The organism is Pseudomonas sp. 5P_5.1_Bac1 (assembly GCF_025466015.1).
Classification (GTDB): Bacteria; Pseudomonadota; Gammaproteobacteria; order Pseudomonadales; family Pseudomonadaceae; genus Aquipseudomonas.
Genome location: NZ_JANLNX010000091.1, coordinates 149,750 through 172,341 on the forward strand (window position 1 = coordinate 149,750; position 22,592 = coordinate 172,341).

Here is a 22,592-nt window from a genome sequence, read left to right on the forward strand (position 1 = left end):
TTCCAGATGCTGATTATCCCCGCTATCGATCTCAAGGACGGTGCTTGCGTACGTCTGCGCCAAGGCCGCATGGAAGATTCCACCGTATTCTCCGACGACCCGGTGAGCATGGCCGCCAAATGGGTTGAAGGTGGCTGCCGCCGTCTGCATCTGGTCGATCTGAACGGTGCCTTCGAAGGCCAGCCGGTCAACGGCGAAGTGGTTACCGCCATTGCCAAGCGCTACCCGAACCTGCCGATCCAGATCGGCGGCGGTATCCGTTCGCTGGAAACCATCGAGCACTACGTCAAGGCCGGCGTCAGCTACGTGATCATCGGCACCAAGGCGGTCAAGCAGCCTGAGTTCGTCGCCGAAGCCTGCCGCGCCTTCCCGGGCAAGGTCATCGTTGGCCTGGACGCCAAGGACGGTTTCGTCGCCACCGACGGCTGGGCTGAAGTCAGCTCGGTACAGGTCATCGACCTGGCCAAGCGCTTCGAAGCTGACGGCGTCTCCGCGATCGTCTACACCGACATCGCCAAGGACGGGATGATGCAGGGCTGCAACGTACCGTTCACCAAGGCCCTGGCCGAAGCCACGAAGATCCCGGTGATCGCTTCCGGCGGCATCCACAACCTGGGCGACATCAAAGCCCTGCTCGACGCCAAGGCCCCGGGAATCATCGGCGCCATCACCGGCCGGGCGATCTACGAAGGCACCCTGGATGTCGCCGAGGCGCAAGCCTTCTGCGACACCTACAAAGGCTGAGGAGAACGCCATGGCCCTGGCCAAACGCATCATCCCTTGCCTGGACGTGGACAACGGCCGGGTCGTGAAGGGCGTCAAGTTCGAGAACATCCGTGACGCCGGCGACCCGGTGGAAATCGCCCGTCGCTACGACGAGCAGGGTGCCGACGAAATCACCTTCCTCGACATCACCGCCAGCGTCGATGGTCGTGACACCACGCTGCACACCGTCGAGCGCATGGCCAGCCAGGTATTTATCCCGCTGACCGTGGGCGGCGGCGTGCGCACCGTACAGGACATCCGCAACCTGCTCAATGCCGGTGCCGACAAGGTGTCGATCAACACCGCGGCGGTGTTCAACCCGGAGTTCGTTGGCGAAGCGGCGGCGCATTTCGGTTCGCAGTGCATCGTCGTGGCGATCGACGCCAAGAAGGTTTCCGGCCCGGGCGAAGCGCCGCGCTGGGAGATCTTCACGCACGGCGGCCGCAAGCCCACCGGGCTGGACGCGGTGGAGTGGGCGAAGAAGATGGAAGGCCTGGGGGCTGGTGAAATTTTGCTCACCAGCATGGACCAGGACGGCATGAAGAGCGGCTTCGACCTCGGCGTCACCCGGGCCATCAGCGACGCGCTGGGTATCCCGGTAATCGCGTCCGGTGGCGTGGGCAACCTGCAGCACCTGGCTGACGGCATCCTTGAAGGTCATGCCAGCGCAGTATTGGCGGCGAGTATTTTCCACTTCGGCGAGTACACCGTGCCGGAGGCCAAGGCTTATATGGCGCAGCGCGGGATTGTTGTTCGCTGATATTTAGTAGCCCATCGCGAGCAAGCTCGCTCCTACAGGGTCCGAGCGACTAACTGTAGGAGCGAGCTTGCTCGCGATAGCTAATCTCCAGGCCTCTCGAATGCTCACTCGACTCCTGTTCCTCCTCTCCCTCGCAACCACAGCCCAGGCCACCGAACCTCTGGTCCTGCTCACCGAAAACTTCCCGCCCTACAACATGTCCACCGACGGCAAGAGCTTCGCGCGCGAGCCGGAAATCCAGGGCATCGCTGCCGATCTGGTGCGAGAGATGTTCCGCCGCGCCGACGTCTCTTACAGCATGACCCTGCGTTTCCCTTGGACGCGGGTTTATCAGCAGGCCAGGGACACCCCCAATCACGGCGTTTTCGTCATGGCTCGCCAGCCGGACCGCGAAAACCTGTTCAAGTGGGTCGGCCCGTTGGGCCCGGATGACTGGGTGCTGCTGGCGCGGGAAACCAGCGACATCCGGCTCGATAGCCTGGAACAGGCCAAGGGCCTGCGCATTGGCGCCTACAAAGGCGATGCCATTGCCGAGAGCCTGGCGAAGAGTGGCCTGAAGCCGGTGCTGGTCCTGCGCGATCAAGACAATGCCAAGAAGCTCTACAGCGGCGAAATCGATCTTTGGGCTACCGGCGACCCCGCTGGCCGCTACCTCGCCCGGCAGATCGGCATGACCGCGTTCAAGACGGTACTGCGCTTCAACGGTTCCCAGTTGTACCTGGCGCTGAACAAGCAGGTGCCGGATGAGGTGGTGAAAAAGCTGCAGGACAGCCTGGAGCAGATGCGCGAAGAAGGCTTCGTCGACGCGACCTTCGCCCGCTACCTGTAGATCCCGCCTTTGCCGTGCGCCGGCATGGCGCGGTTGCTGCGCTCGGCGATCATCTGGCGCAGCTCGATCAGATCAACGCCTTGGCCCTTGAGCCGCGGCAGTTCGCGTTCCAGCACCTCAAGCGTCTGTGGATAAGGGTGACCGATCACCACCGCGGTGCCCTGCCGGCGTGCCAGTTCCACCGCCAGGCGCAACTGCCCGGCAATGGCTTCGCTGGTGCGCACATCATCCAGGAACACATCCCGCGATACGCTGGCCAGCCCCTGCGTTTGCGCCTTGGCCGCCGCCACGGTGGCGGCGCTGGTGCGGCTGTCGACGAAGAACAGGTCGCGGCGTTGCAACTCGCCCATCAACCAGGCCATGGCTTCCGGTTGCGCGGTCATGCGGCTGCCCATGTGGTTGTTGAGGCCGGCGGCGTAAGGCACCCGCAGCAGAGCGGCATTCAGGCGTTTTTCCAGTTCCGGCAGCGGCGTGCCAGGATGCCAGGCGTAGGGGCCGGTCGCCGGGTCCATGGGCATATGCAGAATCACCGTGCGTCCGGCGTGGTGGGCCTGGCGGGCGAAGTCGGTGGCGTGGGGCGTGTCCGGCATGATCGCCAGGGTGACGGGGCCGGGGAGGGCGAGGGTGCGGGAATCGCGGTCAGGGCTTTGGCCGAGGTCATCAATGATGACGCTCAGATAAGCTCGCTGCGGCTGGGCCGGCGCCGCAAAGGCGGCGCCGGTCAGCAGGCAGAGCAGGGTAAAGAGGAACGCGCGCATCACTTGTCGCGGGTGATGCTCAGGCCCTTGAGCAGGCTGAGGGCCTGGCTGAGCTGGTAGTCATCGTCCTGCGGACGGGCCTTCTTGCCCGTCTTGCCCGCCGTCGCCTTGCTGGTCGAAGGCCGGTCGGCGCCACCGTTGCCGTTGCCAAGGTGGCCTTGCAGGTCGGCTTCCTTGAAGTTTTCGGTGTCCTGCTCGCTGGTGATCTTCGCCTGGCGCACTTCAATGTCCGGGACGATGCCCTGGGCCTGGATCGAGCGGCCGTTGGGCGTGTAGTACAGCGCGGTGGTGATCTTCAGCGCACGGTCGTTGTTCAGCGGCAGCACGGTTTGCACCGAGCCCTTGCCGAAGCTGTCGGTGCCCATCAGCACGCCGCGTTTCTGGTCTTGCAGGGCGCCGGCGACAATCTCCGAAGCCGAGGCGCTGCCGCCGTTGATCAGTACCACCAGCGGCACGCCTTCGCTGGCGTCGGCCGGGTCGGCGGAGAAGCGCAGCTCGGAGTTGGCGATGCGGCCCTTGGTGTAGACGATCAGGCCCTTGGTCAGGAAGTGGTCGGCCACTTCGACCGCCGATTGCAGGACGCCGCCAGGGTTGTTGCGCAGGTCGAGGACCACGCCGCTGAGCTTCTTGCCGTTGTCCTTGCGCAGCTTGGCCAGGGCCTTGCCGACTTCCTCGCCGGTCTTGACTTGGAACTGGGTGATGCGGATGTAGCCGTAGCCGTCTTCGAGCAGTTGGCTCTTGACGCTCTTGACCTGGATGACCGCGCGGGCAATGGTCACGTCGAATGGCGTGCCGCCGTCGCGGACCAGGGTCAGGGTGATCTTCTCGCCGATCTTGCCGCGCATCTTGTCGACGGCTTCGGTCATGGTCTGGCCGCGGGTCGGCTGGCCGTTGATCTTGACGATCAGGTCGCCGGCCTCGATGCCGGCGCGGGAGGCCGGGGTGTCGTCGATGGGCGAGACCACCTTGACGAAGCCGTCTTCCATGCCGACTTCGATGCCGAGGCCGCCGAATTCGCCGCTGGTGCTTTCCTGCAGCTCCTGGAAGTCTTCCGGGCCGAGGTAGGCGGAGTGCGGATCGAGGTTGCTGAGCATGCCCTTGATGGCATTTTCCAGCAGGGTCTTGTCATCCACCGGTTCGACATAGGCCGCCTTGATGCGGTCCAGGACCTCGGCGAAGGTGCGCAGCTCGTCCAGCGGCAGCGGAGCCTTGGCGGTGACCGTCGTCGGTGCGACCGCCGCCGGCTTGGCGGGCTCGGCCGCGAAGGCCAGGGACGCGCCACTGATCAGGGCAACGGCCAGGGCCAGCGAGGTAAGGCGAGGCGAATGCAGCATGTCGAACGAACTCCTGATCCTGTGTGTGCCCCGTATGGAGCATCGCGTCAGCCGCCAGGCGGCCAGCGCGTGAAATAGAGAGGCGAGGCCTATCCCTGGCCACGGCACCATTGCGTCGGGTCGGTCGGCCGACCCTGCTGGCGGATGGCGAAGTACAACGCCGGGGTGCTCTGACCACCGCTGTTGCCAACGGTGGAGATCGCCTCGCCGGCCTTGACGATGTCGCCGGCATCCTTGAGCAAGGTCTGGTTGTGACCGTACAGACTGAGGTAACCGTTACCGTGGTCGAGAATGACCAGAAGTCCGGCCCCGCGCAACCAGTCGGCGAACACCACGCGCCCGCCGTGCACTGCATGAACCTGGCTACCGGCCGATGCACTGATCATCACGCCGTCCCACTTGGCCCGGGCATCATCGCCCCGGGTTTCGCCGAAGCGCGCCAACAGTCGACCATTGACCGGCCAGGGAAGTTTGCCCTGTGCCGCAGAAAAAGCGCCGCCGTACACCGCGCCGTCGCTGGAAACCAGCGGGCCAGGCGTACTTTTCGGCTTTTTCGGGGTGTCATCCTTGGTGTCGCGGGTGGCCAGGGCGGCCTCCTGCTGGCGCTTCTTCTCGGCTTCCTGCGCCGCCAGCAGCGCGCGCTGGCGGGCTTCCTCGGCCTCGCGGGCCTGGCGGGCGAGGGTTTCTTCGATGGTCTTGAGCACGCGGCCCAGCTCGGCCTGGTCTTGCTGGCGGGCGGCGAGCTTCTGGTCGTTGTCTTTCAGGGTGCCGTTGAGCTTGGCGAGGATTTCCTGGCGCTCGGCGCGGGTCTTTTCCAGGTCCTGGCGCTGGGCGTCGAGGGTGCCTTGCTGGACCAGCAACTGCGCCTGCTGGTGGGCGATGTCTTTTTCGACATTGGCCAGTTGGCGCAGGGTTTCGTTGAAGGCACGCAACTGCGCCAGGCGGGCCTGGCTCAGGTAGTCGTAATAGGTCAGGGTGCGGGCGAATTTTTCCGGATTCTGCTGGTTGAGCAGCAGCTTCAGGTATTCCTCGCGGCCGTTGTTCTGGTAGGCGGAGCGGGCCTGGATAGCGATCAGGCGTTGTTGTTCGATGCGGGCGGACTGGAGGTTTTTCTTTTCAGTGTCGAGGCGCTCCAGTTCGCCCTCGGTCTTTTTTAGTTCTTTTTGCAGGTCCTCCACCTGCTTCTCCAGCTTGCCGATGTCAGTTTCGGTGCCGCGCAGGTCTTTCTGCACGCCGGATTTCTCCTCCTGCAGTTGCCCGAGTTTTTTCTTCAGCTCGGCGATGTCCTGGCGCGTGGCGTCCAGTTGTTGCTGGGTTTGCGCGCGCTCGTCGGCGAAGGCCGGGCCGAGCAGGCAGGTCAAGGCGATAAGGATCAGGGCGCGAAGCATGGAATGGCGATAACCAGGGATGGAGACTGGCCTAGTATGCCCGCCGTTGACGCCAAAAAAAACGCCCCGAAGCAACTGCTTTGGGGCGTTTGTCCGGAATTCCGCTGATCTTCGGGCCGCTTCGCGAGGCGGGCCCTCAGGTTCAGGCTTTGACGAGAATCGACGTCCCGGTCATTTCCTTCGGAATTTCCAGCCCCATCAGCGTCAGCATGGTCGGCGCCACGTCGGCCAGCACACCGCCTTCGCGGACCTTCAGGTCACGCTTGCCGTAATAGATGAACGGCACCGGCTCGGTGGTGTGCGCGGTGTGCGCCTGGCCGGTGCACTCGTCTTCCATCTGCTCGACGTTGCCGTGGTCGGCGGTGATCAGGGCTTCGCCACCGACCTTGTCCAGCGCCTCGACAATGCGACCGACGCAGCCGTCCAGCGCCTCGACGGCCTTGACCGCCGCGTCGAACACGCCGGTGTGACCGACCATGTCGCCGTTGGCGTAGTTGACCACGATCACGTCGTAGCGCTGCTGCTCGATGGCCTCGACGATGCGGTCGGTGACTTCCGGCGCGCTCATTTCCGGCTGCAGGTCATAGGTGGCGACCTTCGGCGACGGGATCAGGATGCGCTCTTCGCCTTCGAACGGCTCTTCGCGACCACCGGAGAAGAAGAAGGTGACGTGGGCATATTTCTCGGTTTCGGCGATGCGCAGTTGGGTCTTGCCGTTTTTCGCCAGGTACTCGCCCAGCACGTTTTCCAGGCTGCTAGGCGCGAAGGCGGCCGGCGCGGCGATTTTCGCCGAGTACTGGGTCAGGCCGATGTAGGCGGCCATTTTCGGCAGGCGGGCGCGGGGGAATTCGTTGAACTCGGGTTCGACGAACGCGCGGGACAGCTCGCGGGCGCGGTCGGCGCGGAAATTCATGAAGATCACGGCGTCGCCGTCTTCGACCTTCACGGCGTCGCCGATGCGGGTGGCTTTGACGAACTCGTCGCTCTCGCCACGGGCGTAGGCCGCTTCCAGGCCGGCAACGGCGCTGTCGGCGCTGAAGTCGGCGGCGCTGTCGACGATCAGGTTGTAGGCGGCGCTGACACGGTCCCAACGGTTATCGCGGTCCATGGCGAAGTAGCGGCCGATCAGGCTGGCGATGCGGCCTTTGCCCAGTCTGGCGAAGGCGGCGTCGAGCAGTTCGATGGAGGATTGCGCGCTTTTCGGCGGGGTGTCGCGGCCGTCGAGGAAGGCGTGCAGGTAGATGCGCTCGGCACCCTGCTGGGCGGCCAGTTCGGCCATGGCGACCAAGTGGTCCTGATGACTGTGGACGCCGCCGTCGGAGAGCAGGCCGAGGATGTGCACGGCCTTGCCGGCGCTGACCGCCTTGTCCACTGCGCCCGTGAGCACGGGGTTCTTGAAGAACTCGCCGTCGCGGATCGCCTTGGTCACCCGGGTGAAGTCCTGATACACGACCCGGCCGGCGCCGAGGTTCATGTGGCCGACTTCGGAGTTGCCCATCTGTCCGTCGGGCAGGCCGACATCCATGCCGGAGCCCGAGATCAAGCCATGCGGCTGGTTGGCGCGCAGGCGATCGTAGACGGGTGTGTTGGCGGCAAAGATGGCGTTGTACTCGGGGCTTTCGCTGTGACCGAAACCATCCAGGATGATCAGGACCAAAGGCTTGGGCGTGCTCGTCATCAAAATCTACTCACGGTTGTAGATGAGAAAGACCCGCATTTTAGGGCAAATTGGCCAGCCTTGACGAATTCCGCGTATTGGCGTCCCGACGGACAGTACCGGGAAGGTGAGAATTGCTGTCGACAACAGGGTCAAGCAGGCTTTGGCGGCCCATGGCTGCTGTGTATACTGGCCGACATTTTTAACGGCCCGGAACACCCTCCCAATGGTTGCTCACCTGATTGAATTCGCAACAAATCACTATCTGCTGGTTGCCATCTTCGCCGTTCTGCTGGTTCTGCTGATCGTCACCGAAGCACGCAAGGGCGGCCGCAGCCTGAGCAATGGCGAACTGACCGCACTGGTCAATGGCGACAAGGGCCTGGTGATCGACATCCGTTCGACCAAGGAATATTCCGCAGGCCACATCGTCGGCGCCGTGAACATCCCGCAGGACAAGTTCGCCGCCCGCATCGGCGAGCTGGAAAAGCACAAGGCGAACAAGACCCTGATCGTGGTCGACAACATGGGCCAGCACGCCGGCGCCATCTGCCGCGACCTGCTCAAGGCCGGTTTCACTGCCGCCAAGTTGTCCGGTGGTGTGTCGAGCTGGAAAGCCGACAACCTGCCGCTGGTGAAGTGACATGACCCAGGTCACCGTGTACTCCAGCGATTACTGCCCCTATTGCATCCGCGCCAAGCAGCTGCTGGCGAGCAAAGGGGTGGACTTCGAAGAAATCAAGGTCGACGGCAAGCCTCAGGTACGCGCGCAAATGGCCCAGAAAGCCGGCCGTACCTCGGTGCCGCAGATCTGGATCGGCGGCGCCCATGTCGGTGGTTGTGATGACCTCTATGCGCTGGAGCGCGCCGGCAAGCTGGATGCGCTGCTCAACGCTTGAATCCAAAACCCTCTAAAGACCCTGCAAAGAAGGATCTGCCATGACTGAGCAACAGACCAACGGCGCCTCGGCTGCCGAAGATAGCGCACCACAATTCTCCCTGCAGCGCATCTATGTGCGTGACCTGTCGTTCGAAGCGCCGAAAAGCCCGGCGATCTTCCGTCAGCAGTGGGAGCCGAGCGTTGCCCTGGACCTGAACACCAAGCAGAAAGGCCTGGAAGGCGACTTCCACGAAGTCGTGCTGACCCTGTCGGTTACCGTGAAAAACGGCGACGAAGTTGCCTTCATCGCTGAAGTGCAGCAGGCCGGTATCTTCCTGATCAAGAACCTCGACGGTGCGTCCTTGAGCCACACCCTCGGCGCGTTCTGCCCGAACATCCTGTTCCCGTACGCTCGCGAAGCGCTGGACAGCCTGGTGACCCGTGGTTCGTTCCCGGCCCTGATGCTGTCCCCGGTGAACTTCGACGCCCTGTACGCGCAAGAAATGCAGCGCATGCAGGAAGCTGGCGAGGCGCCTTCGCTGCAATAAGCGATGGTCTTGCTGGAATGAAAAAGCGCCTCTGAAGGCGCTTTTTTGTTTTGAGGCCGAACCGTCGCGATCAGACGAAACCTTGCTGCCGCCAGGCCTCGTAAACAGCCACGGCGACCGTATTGGACAGATTCAAACTCCGGCACCCCGGCCGCATCGGCAACCGCAGGCGCTGGCCGCTTTCCAGCGCATCCAGCACCTCCGCTGGCAGCCCGCGGCTCTCCGGCCCGAACAGGAACGCATCGCCCGGTTCGAAGGCGACTTCGTGAAACGGCTGCGAGCCCTTGGTGGTGAACGCAAACACGCGCGGCTGCCCCAGGCTTTCCAGGCACGACGCCAGGTCGCTATGGCGCTTGAGGGTGGCGTACTCGTGGTAATCCAGGCCGGCGCGCCGTAACCGCTTGTCGTCCAGTTCGAAGCCCAGCGGCTCGATCAGGTGCAGGTCGCAACCGCTGTTGGCGCAGAGCCTGATAATGTTGCCGGTATTCGGCGGAATTTCTGGTTGAAAAAGGATCACGTGAAACATGCACGGCTCCGAGTTTAAAGATGACGCGCATTCTACTCCTGACGAACCGGACCCGCGTTCGAAATCCTGGCCGCGGGTGCTGTTTTCCCTGGCGCTGTTCGGAATGCTGGTGGGCCTGATGATCGGTCGCCTGACCGCGCCCGAACCACGGGTGCTGGAGCGTGTGGAGGTGGTCGCTGGTGGGCTGGACCTGTGGTTCAACGAAGAACCCAAGCTGCACGGCGAAATGGTCGAGGGCACCGTGGCGGTGTTGTTCGAAGCGGAAGGGAAGAGCCAGAAGGGCCAGTTGACCTACGACGGTAAGCCGGTGAGCTGGCGGATACGCAAGAGTGATAAGGGGCTGCTGCTGAGCCTGGTGGCGGCCCGTCCACTGCAGGCCCGCTGGGCGGGTGAGTCAGTGGAGGACCGCTGGCGAGTGCAGGTGAGACTGCACGAATAAAAGAGGGGAATCCCCGGCCTGCCTGTACCAAGGTCCCCAAAACTGGAGATGTCTGTATTAATGCAGACGCCGTGCCAACTTTGCGAAACCCGCTGATCACAAGGGTTTCAGAACGTTTTCGCGGGTACGGCGGCCGATTCGCGGGGATTTTTGCCTTCAGGCGGTGCGCCGCGGGCTTTTTCGGTTCATCAATGGGGCATTCGTGCCTTCGCCCGGCTGAAACGACCGCGGGGCAGGCCCTCGTCACAGAAACTCTGTGGGAGGTGCCTGCCCCGCGTCGTGTTCAGCGGCGAATCAGGATTCTTCGTCGTCCCCGTCATCCGCGCCATCGACCTTCATGCCCAGCTCCTTGATCTTCCGGGTCAGGGTGTTGCGACCCCAGCCCAGCAGCACGGCGGCATCGCGACGGCGGCCAGCGGTGTGCTTGAGAGCCGTCTCGATCATGATCCGCTCGAAGCTCGGCACGGCGCTGTCGAGCAGGCTCGACTGGCCGCGGGACAACGCCTGGTCGGCCCATTGGCGCAGCGCCTGTTCCCAGTTGGTCACCGGCACCGCGTCCTGCGGCAGGCTCAGCAGCTCCGGCGGCAGGTCGCCGATGTGCACTTCACGGCCGGAGGCCATGACGGTGATCCAGCGGCAGGTGTTCTCCAGTTGCCGCACGTTGCCCGGCCACGGCAGGTTGCGGATGAACTCCTCGGTCTCTGCCTTGAGCAGCTTGGGCTCGACTGACAGCTCCTGAGCCGCGCGGCCCAGGAAGTGGCGGGCCAGGGTCGGGATGTCTTCGCGGCGGTCGGCCAGGCGCGGGATATGGATGCGGATCACGTTCAGGCGGTGGAACAAGTCTTCGCGGAACTTGCCGGCCTGGACCAGGGTTTCCAGGTTCTGGTGGGTCGCGGCGATGATGCGCACATCGACCTTGACCGGCACATGACCACCGACCCGGTAGAACTCGCCATCGGCCAGCACCCGCAGCAGGCGGGTCTGGGTGTCGGCGGGCATGTCACCGATTTCGTCGAGAAACAGGGTGCCGCCGTCGGCCTGTTCGAAGCGGCCGCGGCGCAGGTTGGCGGCGCCGGTGAAGGCGCCTTTTTCATGGCCGAACAGCTCCGATTCCATCAGGTCTTTCGGAATCGCCGCCATGTTCAGGGCAATGAAGGGTGCTGCCGCGCGCGGGCTGTGACGGTGCAGGGCGTGGGCTACCAGCTCTTTACCGGTCCCGGACTCGCCGTTGATCAGCACGGTGATGTTGGAATGGCTCAGGCGACCGATGGCGCGGAACACCTCCTGCATCGCCGGCGCTTCACCGATGATTTCCGGGGTGCGGGTCAGGGTGGGTGCCACGTCACCGCCCTGTTGTTCCTGGGCATGCTGGTTCGCGCGCTTGACCAGCGAGACGGCTTCGTCGACGTCGAACGGCTTGGGCAGGTACTCGAAGGCACCGCCCTGATACGAAGCCACCGCGCTGTCCAGGTCGGAGTGCGCGGTCATGATGATCACCGGGAGCCGCGGATGCTGCTCGCGAATCTGCGCCAGCAGGTCGAGGCCGCTGGCGCCCGGCATGCGGATATCGGAAATGATCACATCCGGCTGCTGGCGGGCCAGGCGGCTCATGACGCCATCGGCACTGTCGAAGCTTTGGGTGGTCATGCCTTCCTGTTGCAAGGCTTTTTCCAGGACCCAGCGGATGGAACGGTCGTCATCGACGATCCAGACAGTTTCACTACGGCTCATGAGGAAGCGGCTCCTTGTTCCAGTGGCAGGAAGATCGAGAAGGTGGTGTGGCCGGGATGGCTGTCACATTCGATCAGGCCCTGATGCTGGCTGATGATGTTCTGGGTGATGGCCAGGCCCAGCCCGGTGCCGTCCGGGCGGCCGCTGACCATGGGATAGAAGAGGGTGTCCTGGAGTTCCGCGGGGATGCCGGGGCCGTTGTCGATGATTTCGATCTTGGCCACCAGGCGATGGCGGATATGGCCGATGGTGAACTGGCGCATGGCGCGGCTGCGCAGGGTGATGCGGCCCAGGCGCAGTTCGTTCTGCGCGCTGATCGCCTGCATGGCGTTGCGCACGATGTTGAGCACGGCCTGGATCATCTGTTCGCGGTCGATCAGGACGTCCGGCAGGCTCGGGTCGTAGTCGCGCACCAAAGTGATGCCACCCTGGGTTTCGGCCTCGACCAGGCTGCAGACCCGTTCAAGCACTTCATGGACGTTGGTCAGCGCGAGCATCGGCAGCTTGTTCGAGCCGAGCATGCGGTCCACCAGGTTCCGCAGGCGGTCGGCTTCTTCGATGATGACGTTGGTGTAGTCCTTCAATCCTTCGTCGGGCAGCTCGCGGGCCAGCAACTGTGCTGCGCCGCGGATGCCGCCCAGCGGGTTCTTGATTTCGTGGGCCATGCCGCGCACGAGCATCTTGGTGGTTTCCTGCTTGGACAGTTGCGCTTCTTCCTTGGTGATGCGCAGCAGGCGGTCGCGCGGATGCACTTCGAGCAGCAGCAGGGTCCGGCCACTGTTGAGGATCGGTGTGACGGCGTAGTCGACGGTCAGGCTCTGGCCGGTCAGCGAGGTGAGCATGGCTTCGCGCTTGGTGAACGGATGCGCGTGCTCCACGGCCTGGCGCAGGGAGTGCAGTGCTTCGGTCGATTCGGTGAACAGCTCGCTGATGAACTGGCCATGGCTGCGCTGGCCGCTGATGGCCAGGAGCATTTCCGCCGCCGGATTCATGTACTCAAGGCGCAGTTCGGCGTTGAGCAGGATGGTGGCGGTGGTCAGGTTGTCCAGTAGTAATCGGTGCAGTGCATCGCTGATGGTCATGTGGCGTCTTTGACCTCTTTTGGCACATTTCGGGCCTGGTGCTAGCCAGGGACGCGGGCGCTGGTATTCCGCTGATGCGAGGAAAATGCAAAAAGCAAACCAAGGCTCCGAAAAGAAGCGGAATCCCCGGAGAATCACCTGAATCTGCCCGAAAAAGGCCTACAAACGCCTGAGCAGGAAGAATTTATGACCCAAATTGGTGTGAAGGGCGTAGGTGCATGCAATTGCACGCACCAATATAGAGCATAGGTGGGGTCAGGGTTGGGGGTTACACAATTGGGCGCTGGCGCGGATCAAGGCAAGGTTGCGTTGCGGGCCAAGCTTGCGCTGTTCGATCAGCCGGGAGGTCATTCGCGGGCAGTGGGCGGGTCGTGCAAGGTCCAGGGCGGCAAGGTTTTCCAGTAACTCGCCTTGCAAGGCGTCCAGGCGCGGGCGTAGCTGAGTGGCCAGGTCCATGCGTGGTATTGACGGCGCGCCGCCCTCGGCGAGCCAGCGTGTCAGCGCGCTGTATTGAAGCAGCTTGTTGGCTTCGATCTGGTCAGCGAAGAAATCATCGACTCGTTGTTCGCTCAGCCCGTGTTGCGCAGCCAGGGAGCGGGCGTTGGCGAGGACTTGGCGTTCACGGGCGGCGGCGTGTACGGGTTGGCCTGTGTCCCATTTGTTCAGTGCGACCGCTTCAGCGAGCTCAAGGCGTTGCTCGATGCTGTCGAGCAGCGCTTGCAGCGCTTCGGTTCCCGGCTCCTGAAATTCCTCGTCCGTTGTGGCGGCCAGCGACAGCGGCATGCTCTCGCTGCCCGCGTAGAACACCATCAGCTCGGCGGGCTGGCTGCCCGTTTTGCCGCGGTGAATGCCATCAACCATCTCCGCCACTGCATCACCGGCTTTCAGGCGTGTCTGCTGTGCGCCGCCTGGCGTTTCGACCAGCAGTTCACCCGATAACAGGTAGGCGGCATTGGGAATCGGGTGGCGGTGCCAGTCGAGGGTGGTGTGGGCCGGAATGCGTATTTTCAGCAGGGTCAGTTCCGGCTGGCCATCGGGATAGCGGGTATAGGGTGAGCCGTCCCATGCCTGGGTGCTGCGCAGGAGTACCCGGGATTCGATACCGGAGTGAGGGGTGGGTGCAGCGCAGGCAACGAGAGGGATAAGCAACGAAAGTAGCGCAAGGAAACGCATCATGCTGATCTCGGTAAAGGGCGAGACAGCATGGGCGAGGCCGGGCAGCGGAACGATCAGAGGGGGCTTATTTTGATGTCTGAAAAGAGCCTTTCAGCGCGAAGCCGTTTTCAATTTTGCAGCACGGCAGCCTCATCACGCGCGCAAAAAAAATGCCCCGGCAAGCCGGGGCATTTTGGGTGAGCGCCAAGGACGGCATTTTCATGCCGCCCTTGTGTCACGCTGGAATCAGCAGCTGTAGTACAGCTCGTATTCCAGTGGGTGTACGAAGGTACGAACCTTGATTTCTTCTTCGGATTTCAGAGCGATGTAGGCATCGATGAAGTCGTCGGAGAACACGCCGCCCTTGGTCAGGAACGCGCGGCCCTTGTCCAGCTCTTCCAGGGCTTCTTTCAGGCTGCCACAAACCTGTGGAATTTCCTTGGCCTCTTCAGGCGGCAGGTCATACAGGTTCTTGTCGGCGGCATCGCCAGGGTGGATCTTGTTCTGGATACCGTCCAGGCCGGCCATCAGCAGTGCTGCGAAGGCCAGGTACGGGTTGGCAGCCGGGTCCGGGAAGCGCGCTTCGATACGGCGGGCTTTCGGGCTGGAAACGTAAGGGATACGGATCGAAGCGGAACGGTTACGAGCCGAGTAGGCCAGCATTACCGGGGCTTCGAAGCCTGGAACCAGACGCTTGTAGGAGTTGGTCGAAGGGTTGGTGAAACCGTTCAGAGCCTTACCGTGCTTGATGATGCCGCCGATGAAGTACAGGGCGGTATCGGACAGGCCGGCATAGCCTTCGCCAGCGAAGGTGTTCTTGCCGTCTTTCCAGATCGACATGTGAACGTGCATGCCCGAGCCGTTGTCGCCATACAGAGGCTTCGGCATGAAGGTCGCGGTGCGGCCGTAGGCATCGGCAACGTTGTGCACGACGTACTTCAGGGTTTGAACTTCGTCGGCCTTCTTCACCAGGGTGTTGAACTTGACGCCGATTTCGTTCTGGCCGGCAGTCGCCACTTCGTGGTGGTGAACTTCGACGGTCTGACCCATTTCTTCCAGTGCGTTGCACATGGCAGTACGGATTTCGTGGTCATGGTCGAACGGCGGAACAGGGAAGTAGCCGCCTTTGACGCCTGGACGGTGGCCTTTGTTGCCGCCTTCGACGTCCTGGTCGGACATCCAGGAACCTTGCTCGGAGAAGATCTTGAACATCGAGCCGGAGATGTCGGACTTGAACTTCACTTCGTCGAAGATGAAGAACTCTGGCTCTGGACCGGCGAATACGGTGTCACCGATCAGGGTGCTTTTCAGGTGCTCTTCAGCGCGCTTGGCGATCGCACGTGGGTCGCGGTCGTAGCCTTGCATGCTCGAAGGTTCGATGATGTCGCAGACCAGGATCAGGGTCGGCTCTTCGGTGAACGGGTCGAGGACGGCAGTATCGTCAACCGGCATCAGGATCATGTCGGAGGCTTCGATGCCTTTCCAGCCAGCGATGGAGGAACCATCGAACATCTTGCCGACTTCGAAGAAGTCGTCATCCAGCGCATCACGGGCTGGCATGGTCACGTGGTGCTGAGTGCCTTTGGTGTCAGTGAAGCGCAGATCAATCCATTTAACGTCATGATCTTTGATGAGTTGAACCGACTTCGACATAGTGTCCTCCGGGTGGGGTAGAGCTTGCCTGTGCAGCCCTTTAATTTGGGTGATGCCGGGCGCGAATACTCGGCCAAGGCAACCTGCCTCACAAGGGAGCAAATTGCATGCCAGTGCCCCGAAGTGGAATTTTTGCCCCAATCTCAAGCGTTTCAGCCAGTCCTGGCGGATTTCCGGCTTTTTTGTGCACTCTTTAGGCGCGTAAATTTGTCGAGGTGACCCAAAACAGTGCAGCGAAAACCTTCTGTACAAAAGTTGGTCAAACCTTGAGCAATTTCCGCTATAATCCGCGCCCCCCTTTTTCGGCTGGCCACTCGCGCGCTGTTTTCATGAAACTAATCGTCAAAGTCTTCCCAGAAATCACCATCAAGAGCCGGCCGGTTCGCAAGCGTTTCATCCGTCAATTGGCCCGCAACATTCGCACCGTGCTCAAGGACCTCGATCCTGCGCTCGCGGTCGACGGTGTCTGGGACAACCTCGAGGTGGTGACCCGCATCGAAGACGAGAAGGTGCTGCGCGAGATGACCGAGCGCCTGAGCTGCACGCCGGGTATCGCGCATTTCCTGCAGGTTGATGAATACCCGCTGGGCGACTTCGACGATATCGTCGCCAAGTGCAAGGCGCACTTCGGCCACCTGCTGGCCGGCAAGCGCTTCGCCGTGCGCTGCAAGCGCGGCGGCCACCACGACTTCACCTCGATGGACGTCGACCGTTATGTTGGCAGCCAGTTGCGCCAGCAGTGCGGAGCCGCCGGCATCGACCTGCGCACCCCTGAAGTCCAGATGCGCATCGAGATTCGTGACAAGCGCCTGTACGTGATCCACAACCAGCACAAAGGCATCGGCGGTTACCCGCTGGGCGCGCTGGAGCAGACCCTGGTGCTGATGTCCGGTGGTTTCGACTCCACCGTCGCCGCCTACCAGATGATGCGTCGTGGCCTGATGACCCATTTCTGCTTCTTCAACCTGGGTGGCCGTGCGCACGAGCTGGGCGTGATGGAAGTTGCTCACTACCTCTGGAAGAAATACGGCAGCAGCCAGCGCGTGCTGTTCGTCAGCGTGCCGTTCGAGGAAGTGGTGGGCGAGATCCTCGGCAAGGTCGACAACAGTTATATGGGCGTGACCCTGAAGCGCATGATGCTGCGCGCCGCCAGCAACATCGCCGACCGCCTGCAGATCGATGCACTGGTGACCGGCGAGGCGATTTCCCAGGTGTCGAGCCAGACCCTGCCGAACCTCGCGGTGATCGACTCGGCCACCGAGAAGCTGGTACTGCGCCCGCTGCTGGCCAGCCACAAGCAAGACATCATCGACCAGGCCTACGAAATCGGCACCGCCGAATTCGCCAAGCACATGCCCGAGTATTGCGGCGTGATTTCGGTGAACCCGACTACCTGCGCCAAGCGTCACCGTGTCGACCACGAAGAGAAGCAGTTCGACATGGCCGTGCTGGAGCGCGCTCTGGAGCGTGCTCGCCTGGTCTCGATCGACAACGTGATCGATGAACTTGGCCAGGATATCCAGATCGAAGAAGTCAGCCAGGCGCTGGCCGGGCACGTGGTGATCGATATTCGTCACCCCGACGCCCAGGAAGACCAGCCCCTGGAACTGGACGGCATCGAGGTCCAGACCTTGCCGTTCTATGCCCTCAACAGTCGCTTCAAGGAACTGGATGCTACGCGCCAGTACCTGCTGTATTGCGACAAGGGTGTGATGAGCCGGCTGCACGCTCACCACTTGCTGAGTGAGGGACATGCCAATGTGCGCGTTTATCGTCCGACATAAGACGCCCGGGCTGTATGGCGGCAGTATCCGCCACCGCCCTCCCGACCGACGGGTCCGCTGAGCGCCGTTCATTCATATTCGCCACCTAGACTGGGTGGCAACCCGAATCCTCTGATCGAGATACACCACGTGATCGAAAATCTGCGCAACATCGCCATCATTGCCCACGTTGACCATGGTAAAACCACCCTGGTCGACAAACTCCTGCGTCAGTCCGGCACTCTGGAGCGTAACGAGCTCAACGACGAGCGCGTCATGGACTCCAACGACCAGGAAAAAGAGCGCGGCATTACCATTCTGGCGAAGAACACCGCCATCAACTGGAATGGCTACCACATCAACATCGTCGACACCCCCGGCCACGCCGACTTCGGCGGTGAAGTAGAGCGCGTGATGTCGATGGTCGACTCCGTTCTGCTGCTGGTCGACGCTCAAGACGGCCCTATGCCGCAAACCCGTTTCGTGACCAAGAAGGCCTTCGAAGCCGGTCTGAAGCCGATCGTCGTGATCAACAAGGTTGACCGTCCGGGCGCGCGTCCTGACTGGGTTCTGGACCAGATCTTCGACCTGTTCGACAACCTCGGTGCCACCGACGACCAACTGGACTTCCAGGTGGTGTACGCCTCGGCCCTGAACGGCATTGCCGGTCTGGACCACACCGCAATGGGCGAAGACATGACTGCCCTGTACCAGGCGGTCATCGACCACGTTCCAGCGCCAGCTGTTGACCGTGACGGCCCGTTCCAGATGCAGATCTCCGCTCTGGACTACAACAGCTTCCTGGGTGTTATCGGTGTTGGCCGTATTGCCCGTGGTCGCGTCAAGCCGAACACCCCGGTTGTTGCCATCGACGCTGACGGCAAGAAGCGTAACGGCCGTATCCTCAAGCTGATGGGCCACCACGGCCTGCACCGCGTCGACGTCGAAGAAGCCCTGGCTGGCGACATCGTCTGCATCAGCGGTTTCGACGAGCTGTTCATCTCCGACACCCTGTGCGCCCCTGATGCCGTTGAGGCGATGAAGCCGCTGACCGTCGACGAACCTACCGTTTCGATGACCTTCCAGGTCAACGACTCGCCGTTCTGCGGCAAGGAAGGCAAGTTCGTCACCAGCCGTAACATCAAAGACCGTCTGGACAAAGAGCTGCTGTACAACGTTGCCCTGCGCGTTGAAGAAACCGACTCCCCAGACAAGTTCAAGGTCTCGGGCCGTGGCGAGCTGCACCTCTCGGTACTGATCGAAACCATGCGTCGCGAAGGCTTCGAACTGGCCCTGGGCCGTCCGGAAGTGATCATCCGTGAAGTGGACGGCGTGAAGCAGGAACCGTTCGAAAACGTCACCATCGACATCCCTGAAGAGTCCCAGGGCAAGGTCATGGAAGAGATGGGCCTGCGTAAAGGCGACCTGACCAACATGGTCCCGGATGGCAAGGGCCGTGTACGCCTGGAATACAACATCCCGGCCCGTGGTCTGATCGGTTTCCGTAACCAGTTCCTGACCCTGACCAACGGTGCAGGCATCCTGACTTCGATCTTCGATCGCTACGACACCGTGAAGTCCGGCCACATGTCCGGCCGTCAGAACGGCGTACTGGTTTCGGTTGAAACCGGCAAAGCCCTTACCTACTCGCTGGAAACCCTGCAGGCGCGCGGCAAGCTGTTCGTCGAGCACGGTCAAGAGGTCTACAACGGCCAGATCGTCGGCCAGAACAGCCGCGACAACGACCTGGGCGTCAACCCTACCAAGGGCAAGAAGCTCGACAACATGCGTGCTTCGGGTAAAGACGAAGTCATCGCCTTGGTTCCGCCTGTTCGCTTCACCCTGGAACAGGCCCTGGAATACATCCAGGAAGACGAGCTGTGTGAAGTGACGCCTAAGTCCATCCGTCTTCGCAAGAAGATCCTGGACGAAAGCGAGCGTACCCGCGCTGCGAAGAAAGCCAAGGCCAACTAAGCCTGGCTTGAAATGAAAACGCCCCCGGTCGAAAGACCGGGGGCGTTTTTGTTTCCGCTGTTTATTGCCAGGCTCAGAGCACTGTAGGAGCGAGCTCGCTCGCGAAGGACCGCAAGGCGGTCCCAAAACCATTCAGCACGAGCCGCAGTCAATCCAGCATCTGATGTAACAGGATTTGGGACCGCTGTGCGGTCCTTCGCGAGCAAGCTCGCTCCTACAAGGAGTAGGGGTTAGCGCTGCATCGGCTTCGGCTTGTACGCGCAATACCCCGGGCGCGGCCCGATCTTGGGGTGGTTGCGGCAGGTGTCCGGGCGCTTGTCATAAATGGTGCACAGTCGGCTCTTGCGGTCCAGATAGAGGCAATCGTCGTTGCTCATCCGGGTCAGGGTGAAGATCCCCGACTTCTGACTGAAGCGCTCGACAATGCCGTCCTTCTGCAGGCGCTTGGCGATGTTCTTCGGCGGCTCGCCCAGTTCGAACTCATCGACCACGCCGATGCGGATCAAATCCTTCAACTTGACCTCCACCGGCAGGGTGCAGCAGGTGGACATGCAGCTACCGCACATGTGGCTGGCGTATTTCTGCCACGTCTCGAGACGGTCAAGCTCGGCGGCGGCGATCAGGGTCGGTTTCATCAGGGATCAGGCATATAGGTATAGGAAGGCGCGCGATCATACCGGAGTTGATCAATTTGTGAACAACCAATTGCGCGACAGCCGTCGGCCGGTCCCGCTCTTGCATCTCCTTTTCCCATGAAAGGTGCGAACCAGCGCCTACGCCCTGTGTCGAACCGTCTAGGCTGTCAAATCTCCATCCGCAATCGTCATATTTGCCCGAGGACGTCGCATGTCTCAGGAAACAAACAATCGTGACGCAGAGGTGGCCGCTTTTCGCACCGCTGTGCTGGACAAACTGACCTATGCGGTCGGCAAAGACCCCGAACACGCCTTTGACCATGACTGGTTCGAAGCCATCGCCCTGGCCGCCAGGGACCACATGGTCGATCACTGGATGGACCACACCCGCCAGATCTACCGCAAGAGCCAGAAGCGGGTCTATTACCTCTCCCTCGAATTCCTGATCGGCCGTCTGCTCTACGACAGCCTGAGCAACCTCGGCCTGTTGGACGTCGCCCGCGAGGCGCTGGAAGGCCTCGATGTCGACCTCGAGCGCATCCGCCTGCTGGAGCCGGATGCCGCCCTGGGCAACGGTGGCCTTGGCCGACTGGCGGCGTGCTTCATGGAAAGCATGTCAACCCTCGGCATCGCCGCCCACGGCTACGGCATTCGTTACGAGCACGGCCTGTTTCGTCAGGCGGTGGTGGATGGCTGGCAGCAGGAGCAGACCGAGAACTGGCTGGATTTCGGTAACCCCTGGGAGTTCGAGCGGGCCGAGGTGATCTACCCGATCAGCTTCGGCGGCCGGGTTGAAACCGTGCATAGCGGCGACGGCGAGCCGCGTCAGGTCTGGTGGCCGGCGGAAACGGTACGCGCGGTGGCGTATGACACGCCAGTGGTGGGCTGGCGCGGTTCCAGCGTCAACACCCTGCGCCTGTGGCGTGCGCGGGCGTTGGAGGAGCTGCACCTGGAACGCTTCAACGCCGGCGACCACCTCGGCGCCGTGGCTGAAGTCGCCCGGGCCGAGAGCATCTCCCGCGTGCTGTACCCGGCCGACAGCACCGAGGCCGGCCAGGAACTGCGCCTGCGCCAGGAATACTTCTTCGTTTCGGCCTCGCTGCAAGACCTGCTGCGCCGCCACCTGAACATGCACGACACCCTGCTCAACCTGCCCGAACAGGCGGCCATCCAGCTCAATGACACTCACCCTTCGATTGCCGTGGCCGAACTGATGCGGCTGCTGGTCGACCAGCACGAAGTGCCGTGGGATACCGCCTGGAAAGTGACCGTGGACACCCTGGCCTACACCAACCACACCTTGCTGCCGGAAGCGCTGGAAACCTGGCCGGTGGGGCTGATGGAGCGCATGCTGCCGCGGCACATGCAGATCATCTACCTGATCAACGCCTTCCATATCGACGCGCTGCGGGCCAAAGGCATCCACGATTTCGATGTGCTGCGCGCGGTATCGCTGATCGAGGAAGACAACGGCCGCCGGGTGCGCATGGGCAACCTGGCGTTTCTCGGCTCCCACAGCATCAACGGTGTGTCGGCGCTGCACACCAAGCTGATGCGCAGCACGGTGTTCGCCGAGCTGCACAAGCTCTACCCGGACCGCATCAACAACAAGACCAACGGCATCACCTTCCGCCGTTGGCTGTACCAGGCCAACCCGCGGCTCACTGGCATGCTGGTGGATGCCCTGGGCAAGGAGCTGCTGGACGACCCGGAAACCTTGCTGCGCGGGCTGGAACCGTTCGCCGACAAACCGGCGTTCCGCAAGAAATTCGCCGAGCAGCGCCTGCACAGCAAGCGCGTGCTGGCGAGCCTGATCCAGGAGCGGGTGGGGATTACCGTCAACCCCGAGGCGATGTTCGATGTGCAGGTCAAGCGCATCCATGAGTACAAGCGCCAGTTGCTCAACCTGATGCACACCGTGGCCCTGTACCAGGCGATTCGGGCCGAGCCGGGCACCGACTGGGTGCCGCGGGTGAAGATCTTCGCCGGCAAGGCGGCAGCCAGTTATCACCAGGCCAAGTTGATCATCAAGCTGGCCAACGACATCGCCAAGGTGGTCAACAACGACCCGACCGTGCGCGGCCTGCTCAAGGTGGTGTTCCTGCCCAACTACAACGTCAGCCTGGCGGAAAGCATCATCCCGGCGGCGGACCTCTCCGAGCAGATTTCCACTGCCGGCTACGAGGCGTCCGGCACCAGCAACATGAAGTTCGGCCTCAACGGCGCGCTGACCATCGGCACCCTCGACGGCGCCAACGTGGAAATGTGCGAGCAAGTGGGCGCCGAGCACATGTTCATCTTCGGTCTTACCGCCCAGCAGGTGGAGGCGCGCAAGCGCAGCGGCGATTTCGGCGCCGGGGCTGCGCTGGGTGCTTCGCACCGGCTCAACGATGTGCTGCAGGCGATCCGTGGCGGGGTGTTCTCGCCGGACGATCCGGCGCGTTATGTCGGGCTGGTGGACTCGCTGGTGACCTACGACCGCTTCCTGCTCTGCGCCGATTTCGACGCCTACTGGGAAGCCCAGCGGCGGGTCGACGAGCTCTGGCACGAGCCCAATCGCTGGTGGCGCTCGGCGGTGCTCAATACCGCGCGGATGGGCTGGTTCTCCTCGGACCGGACAATCCGCGAATACGCCCGTGAAATCTGGACCGCGCTGGAGTGACCCGCGCCAACCCGGCGGACGGCATGAACTCGCGGGCCGATGTGCCGTCTGAT

Annotated in this window: 20 protein-coding genes and 1 pseudogene; 10 read left to right on the forward strand and 11 right to left on the reverse strand. The window is 62.4% G+C overall.

Features of this window, described 5'->3' with window-relative positions:
* The first annotated feature begins 6 nt into the window (after window positions 1-6).
* The 3 genes from hisA to NTD82_RS19110 all read left to right on the forward strand — a co-directional run bounded on the left by hisA (window position 7) and on the right by NTD82_RS19110 (window position 2,354).
* Window positions 7-744 (forward strand): 1-(5-phosphoribosyl)-5-[(5-phosphoribosylamino)methylideneamino]imidazole-4-carboxamide isomerase, encoded by a 738-nt coding sequence (hisA, locus tag NTD82_RS19100; protein ID WP_095155792.1) that lies wholly within the window; start codon window positions 7-9, stop codon window positions 742-744.
* Between the two features lie 10 nt (window positions 745-754).
* Complete coding sequence (gene hisF, locus NTD82_RS19105) at window positions 755-1,525, forward strand: imidazole glycerol phosphate synthase subunit HisF (RefSeq protein ID WP_095155793.1); 771 nt, start codon at window positions 755-757, stop codon at window positions 1,523-1,525.
* A 100-nt stretch (window positions 1,526-1,625) separates the two neighbouring features.
* Window positions 1,626-2,354: a substrate-binding periplasmic protein gene (locus NTD82_RS19110; protein WP_262129822.1), complete on the forward strand. Its 729-nt coding sequence runs from the start codon at window positions 1,626-1,628 to the stop codon at window positions 2,352-2,354.
* Here the strand turns inward: NTD82_RS19110 and NTD82_RS19115 are convergent.
* From NTD82_RS19115 to gpmI, 4 genes are all read right to left on the reverse strand, one after another.
* On the reverse strand, window positions 2,345-3,112 hold the full coding sequence (locus tag NTD82_RS19115; RefSeq protein ID WP_262129823.1) for a divergent polysaccharide deacetylase family protein: 768 nt from the start codon (window positions 3,110-3,112) through the stop codon (window positions 2,345-2,347). The two genes, NTD82_RS19110 and NTD82_RS19115, sit on opposite strands and share 10 nt — an antisense overlap.
* Entirely contained in the window at window positions 3,112-4,446 is a 1,335-nt protein-coding gene (locus NTD82_RS19120; protein ID WP_095155796.1) for a S41 family peptidase, read from the reverse strand. The genes NTD82_RS19115 and NTD82_RS19120 overlap by 1 nt, the downstream gene beginning before the upstream one ends.
* Before the next feature lie 89 nt (window positions 4,447-4,535).
* On the reverse strand, window positions 4,536-5,834 hold the full coding sequence (locus NTD82_RS19125) for a murein hydrolase activator EnvC family protein (protein ID WP_262129824.1): 1,299 nt from the start codon (window positions 5,832-5,834) through the stop codon (window positions 4,536-4,538).
* A gap of 142 nt (window positions 5,835-5,976) precedes the next feature.
* Window positions 5,977-7,512: a 2,3-bisphosphoglycerate-independent phosphoglycerate mutase gene (gene gpmI, locus NTD82_RS19130; protein ID WP_262129825.1), complete on the reverse strand. Its 1,536-nt coding sequence runs from the start codon at window positions 7,510-7,512 to the stop codon at window positions 5,977-5,979.
* A 205-nt stretch (window positions 7,513-7,717) separates the two neighbouring features.
* Here gpmI and NTD82_RS19135 point away from each other — a divergent pair, with 205 nt between their 5' ends.
* From NTD82_RS19135 to secB, 3 genes are read left to right on the forward strand one after another with little or no spacing between them, the layout of a single operon-like run.
* Window positions 7,718-8,134 carry a rhodanese-like domain-containing protein gene (locus tag NTD82_RS19135; protein ID WP_095155799.1) on the forward strand — a complete coding sequence of 139 codons (417 nt, stop codon included), beginning with the start codon at window positions 7,718-7,720 and terminating at the stop codon, window positions 8,132-8,134.
* Window position 8,135: 1 nt separating this feature from the next.
* A complete protein-coding gene (gene grxC, locus NTD82_RS19140) occupies window positions 8,136-8,390 on the forward strand; it encodes a glutaredoxin 3 (protein ID WP_095155800.1) in 255 nt (84 codons plus the stop codon).
* Window positions 8,391-8,430: 40 nt separating this feature from the next.
* Window positions 8,431-8,919 carry a protein-export chaperone SecB gene (gene secB / locus NTD82_RS19145; RefSeq protein WP_095155801.1) on the forward strand — a complete coding sequence of 163 codons (489 nt, stop codon included), beginning with the start codon at window positions 8,431-8,433 and terminating at the stop codon, window positions 8,917-8,919.
* A gap of 70 nt (window positions 8,920-8,989) precedes the next feature.
* Here the strand turns inward: secB and trmL are convergent, their stop codons facing one another.
* Complete coding sequence (gene trmL / locus NTD82_RS19150) at window positions 8,990-9,445, reverse strand: tRNA (uridine(34)/cytosine(34)/5-carboxymethylaminomethyluridine(34)-2'-O)-methyltransferase TrmL (RefSeq protein WP_095155802.1); 456 nt, start codon at window positions 9,443-9,445, stop codon at window positions 8,990-8,992.
* Between trmL and NTD82_RS19155 the strand changes: the two genes are divergently transcribed.
* Window positions 9,444-9,884, forward strand: a complete 441-nt coding sequence (locus NTD82_RS19155) for a hypothetical protein (RefSeq protein ID WP_095155803.1) — start codon at window positions 9,444-9,446, stop codon at window positions 9,882-9,884. The two genes, trmL and NTD82_RS19155, sit on opposite strands and share 2 nt — an antisense overlap.
* Before the next feature lie 294 nt (window positions 9,885-10,178).
* Here NTD82_RS19155 and ntrC read toward each other — a convergent pair whose 3' ends face one another.
* The 5 genes and pseudogenes from ntrC to glnA all read right to left on the reverse strand — a co-directional run bounded on the left by ntrC (window position 10,179) and on the right by glnA (window position 15,505).
* Window positions 10,179-11,615: a nitrogen regulation protein NR(I) gene (gene ntrC, locus NTD82_RS19160; RefSeq protein ID WP_095155804.1), complete on the reverse strand. Its 1,437-nt coding sequence runs from the start codon at window positions 11,613-11,615 to the stop codon at window positions 10,179-10,181.
* Entirely contained in the window at window positions 11,612-12,697 is a 1,086-nt protein-coding gene (gene glnL, locus NTD82_RS19165) for a nitrogen regulation protein NR(II) (RefSeq protein ID WP_095155805.1), read from the reverse strand. Before glnL ends, ntrC begins: the two co-directional genes overlap by 4 nt.
* A gap of 255 nt (window positions 12,698-12,952) precedes the next feature.
* Entirely contained in the window at window positions 12,953-13,480 is a 528-nt protein-coding gene (gene aroQ, locus NTD82_RS19170; protein WP_262129945.1) for a gamma subclass chorismate mutase AroQ, read from the reverse strand.
* Window positions 13,469-13,873, reverse strand: a pseudogene (locus NTD82_RS19175) (cupin domain-containing protein); the annotation flags it as partial. The gene aroQ and the pseudogene NTD82_RS19175, both read right to left, overlap by 12 nt.
* A gap of 225 nt (window positions 13,874-14,098) precedes the next feature.
* Window positions 14,099-15,505, reverse strand: a complete 1,407-nt coding sequence (gene glnA, locus NTD82_RS19180) for a type I glutamate--ammonia ligase (protein ID WP_095155806.1) — start codon at window positions 15,503-15,505, stop codon at window positions 14,099-14,101.
* Window positions 15,506-15,834: 329 nt separating this feature from the next.
* On the opposite strand from glnA, the gene thiI reads away from it, so the two are divergent.
* Both thiI and typA read left to right on the forward strand, forming a co-directional pair.
* Entirely contained in the window at window positions 15,835-17,289 is a 1,455-nt protein-coding gene (thiI, locus tag NTD82_RS19185) for a tRNA uracil 4-sulfurtransferase ThiI (RefSeq protein WP_262129826.1), read from the forward strand.
* A gap of 129 nt (window positions 17,290-17,418) precedes the next feature.
* Window positions 17,419-19,242, forward strand: a complete 1,824-nt coding sequence (typA, locus tag NTD82_RS19190; protein ID WP_262129827.1) for a translational GTPase TypA — start codon at window positions 17,419-17,421, stop codon at window positions 19,240-19,242.
* A gap of 230 nt (window positions 19,243-19,472) precedes the next feature.
* Here the strand turns inward: typA and NTD82_RS19195 are convergent, their stop codons facing one another.
* Window positions 19,473-19,877, reverse strand: coding sequence for a YkgJ family cysteine cluster protein (locus NTD82_RS19195; protein WP_095155809.1), 405 nt, complete (start codon window positions 19,875-19,877; stop codon window positions 19,473-19,475).
* Window positions 19,878-20,088: 211 nt separating this feature from the next.
* On the opposite strand from NTD82_RS19195, the gene NTD82_RS19200 reads away from it, so the two are divergent.
* The gene (locus NTD82_RS19200; protein WP_262129828.1) at window positions 20,089-22,539 is read left to right on the forward strand and encodes a glycogen/starch/alpha-glucan phosphorylase; all 2,451 of its coding nucleotides are present in this window, start codon (window positions 20,089-20,091) and stop codon (window positions 22,537-22,539) included.
* Window positions 22,540-22,592 lie beyond the last annotated feature (53 nt).

What these genes read in the sequence shown, in the direction of transcription:
- hisA (WP_095155792.1), top strand. Translation starts at nt 7, where the DNA reads ATGCTGATTATCCCCGCTATCGATCTCAAGGACGGTGCTTGCGTACGT.
- hisF (WP_095155793.1), top strand. Translation starts at nt 755, where the DNA reads ATGGCCCTGGCCAAACGCATCATCCCTTGCCTGGACGTGGACAACGGC.
- NTD82_RS19110 (WP_262129822.1), top strand. Translation starts at nt 1,626, where the DNA reads ATGCTCACTCGACTCCTGTTCCTCCTCTCCCTCGCAACCACAGCCCAG.
- NTD82_RS19115 (WP_262129823.1), bottom strand. Translation starts at nt 3,112, where the DNA reads ATGCGCGCGTTCCTCTTTACCCTGCTCTGCCTGCTGACCGGCGCCGCC.
- NTD82_RS19120 (WP_095155796.1), bottom strand. Translation starts at nt 4,446, where the DNA reads ATGCTGCATTCGCCTCGCCTTACCTCGCTGGCCCTGGCCGTTGCCCTG.
- NTD82_RS19125 (WP_262129824.1), bottom strand. Translation starts at nt 5,834, where the DNA reads ATGCTTCGCGCCCTGATCCTTATCGCCTTGACCTGCCTGCTCGGCCCG.
- gpmI (WP_262129825.1), bottom strand. Translation starts at nt 7,512, where the DNA reads ATGACGAGCACGCCCAAGCCTTTGGTCCTGATCATCCTGGATGGTTTC.
- NTD82_RS19135 (WP_095155799.1), top strand. Translation starts at nt 7,718, where the DNA reads ATGGTTGCTCACCTGATTGAATTCGCAACAAATCACTATCTGCTGGTT.
- grxC (WP_095155800.1), top strand. Translation starts at nt 8,136, where the DNA reads ATGACCCAGGTCACCGTGTACTCCAGCGATTACTGCCCCTATTGCATC.
- secB (WP_095155801.1), top strand. Translation starts at nt 8,431, where the DNA reads ATGACTGAGCAACAGACCAACGGCGCCTCGGCTGCCGAAGATAGCGCA.
- NTD82_RS19155 (WP_095155803.1), top strand. Translation starts at nt 9,444, where the DNA reads ATGCACGGCTCCGAGTTTAAAGATGACGCGCATTCTACTCCTGACGAA.
- trmL (WP_095155802.1), bottom strand. Translation starts at nt 9,445, where the DNA reads ATGTTTCACGTGATCCTTTTTCAACCAGAAATTCCGCCGAATACCGGC.
- ntrC (WP_095155804.1), bottom strand. Translation starts at nt 11,615, where the DNA reads ATGAGCCGTAGTGAAACTGTCTGGATCGTCGATGACGACCGTTCCATC.
- glnL (WP_095155805.1), bottom strand. Translation starts at nt 12,697, where the DNA reads ATGACCATCAGCGATGCACTGCACCGATTACTACTGGACAACCTGACC.
- aroQ (WP_262129945.1), bottom strand. Translation starts at nt 13,480, where the DNA reads ATGCCGCTGTCGCTGGCCGCCACAACGGACGAGGAATTTCAGGAGCCG.
- glnA (WP_095155806.1), bottom strand. Translation starts at nt 15,505, where the DNA reads ATGTCGAAGTCGGTTCAACTCATCAAAGATCATGACGTTAAATGGATT.
- thiI (WP_262129826.1), top strand. Translation starts at nt 15,835, where the DNA reads ATGAAACTAATCGTCAAAGTCTTCCCAGAAATCACCATCAAGAGCCGG.
- NTD82_RS19195 (WP_095155809.1), bottom strand. Translation starts at nt 19,877, where the DNA reads ATGAAACCGACCCTGATCGCCGCCGCCGAGCTTGACCGTCTCGAGACG.
- NTD82_RS19200 (WP_262129828.1), top strand. Translation starts at nt 20,089, where the DNA reads ATGTCTCAGGAAACAAACAATCGTGACGCAGAGGTGGCCGCTTTTCGC.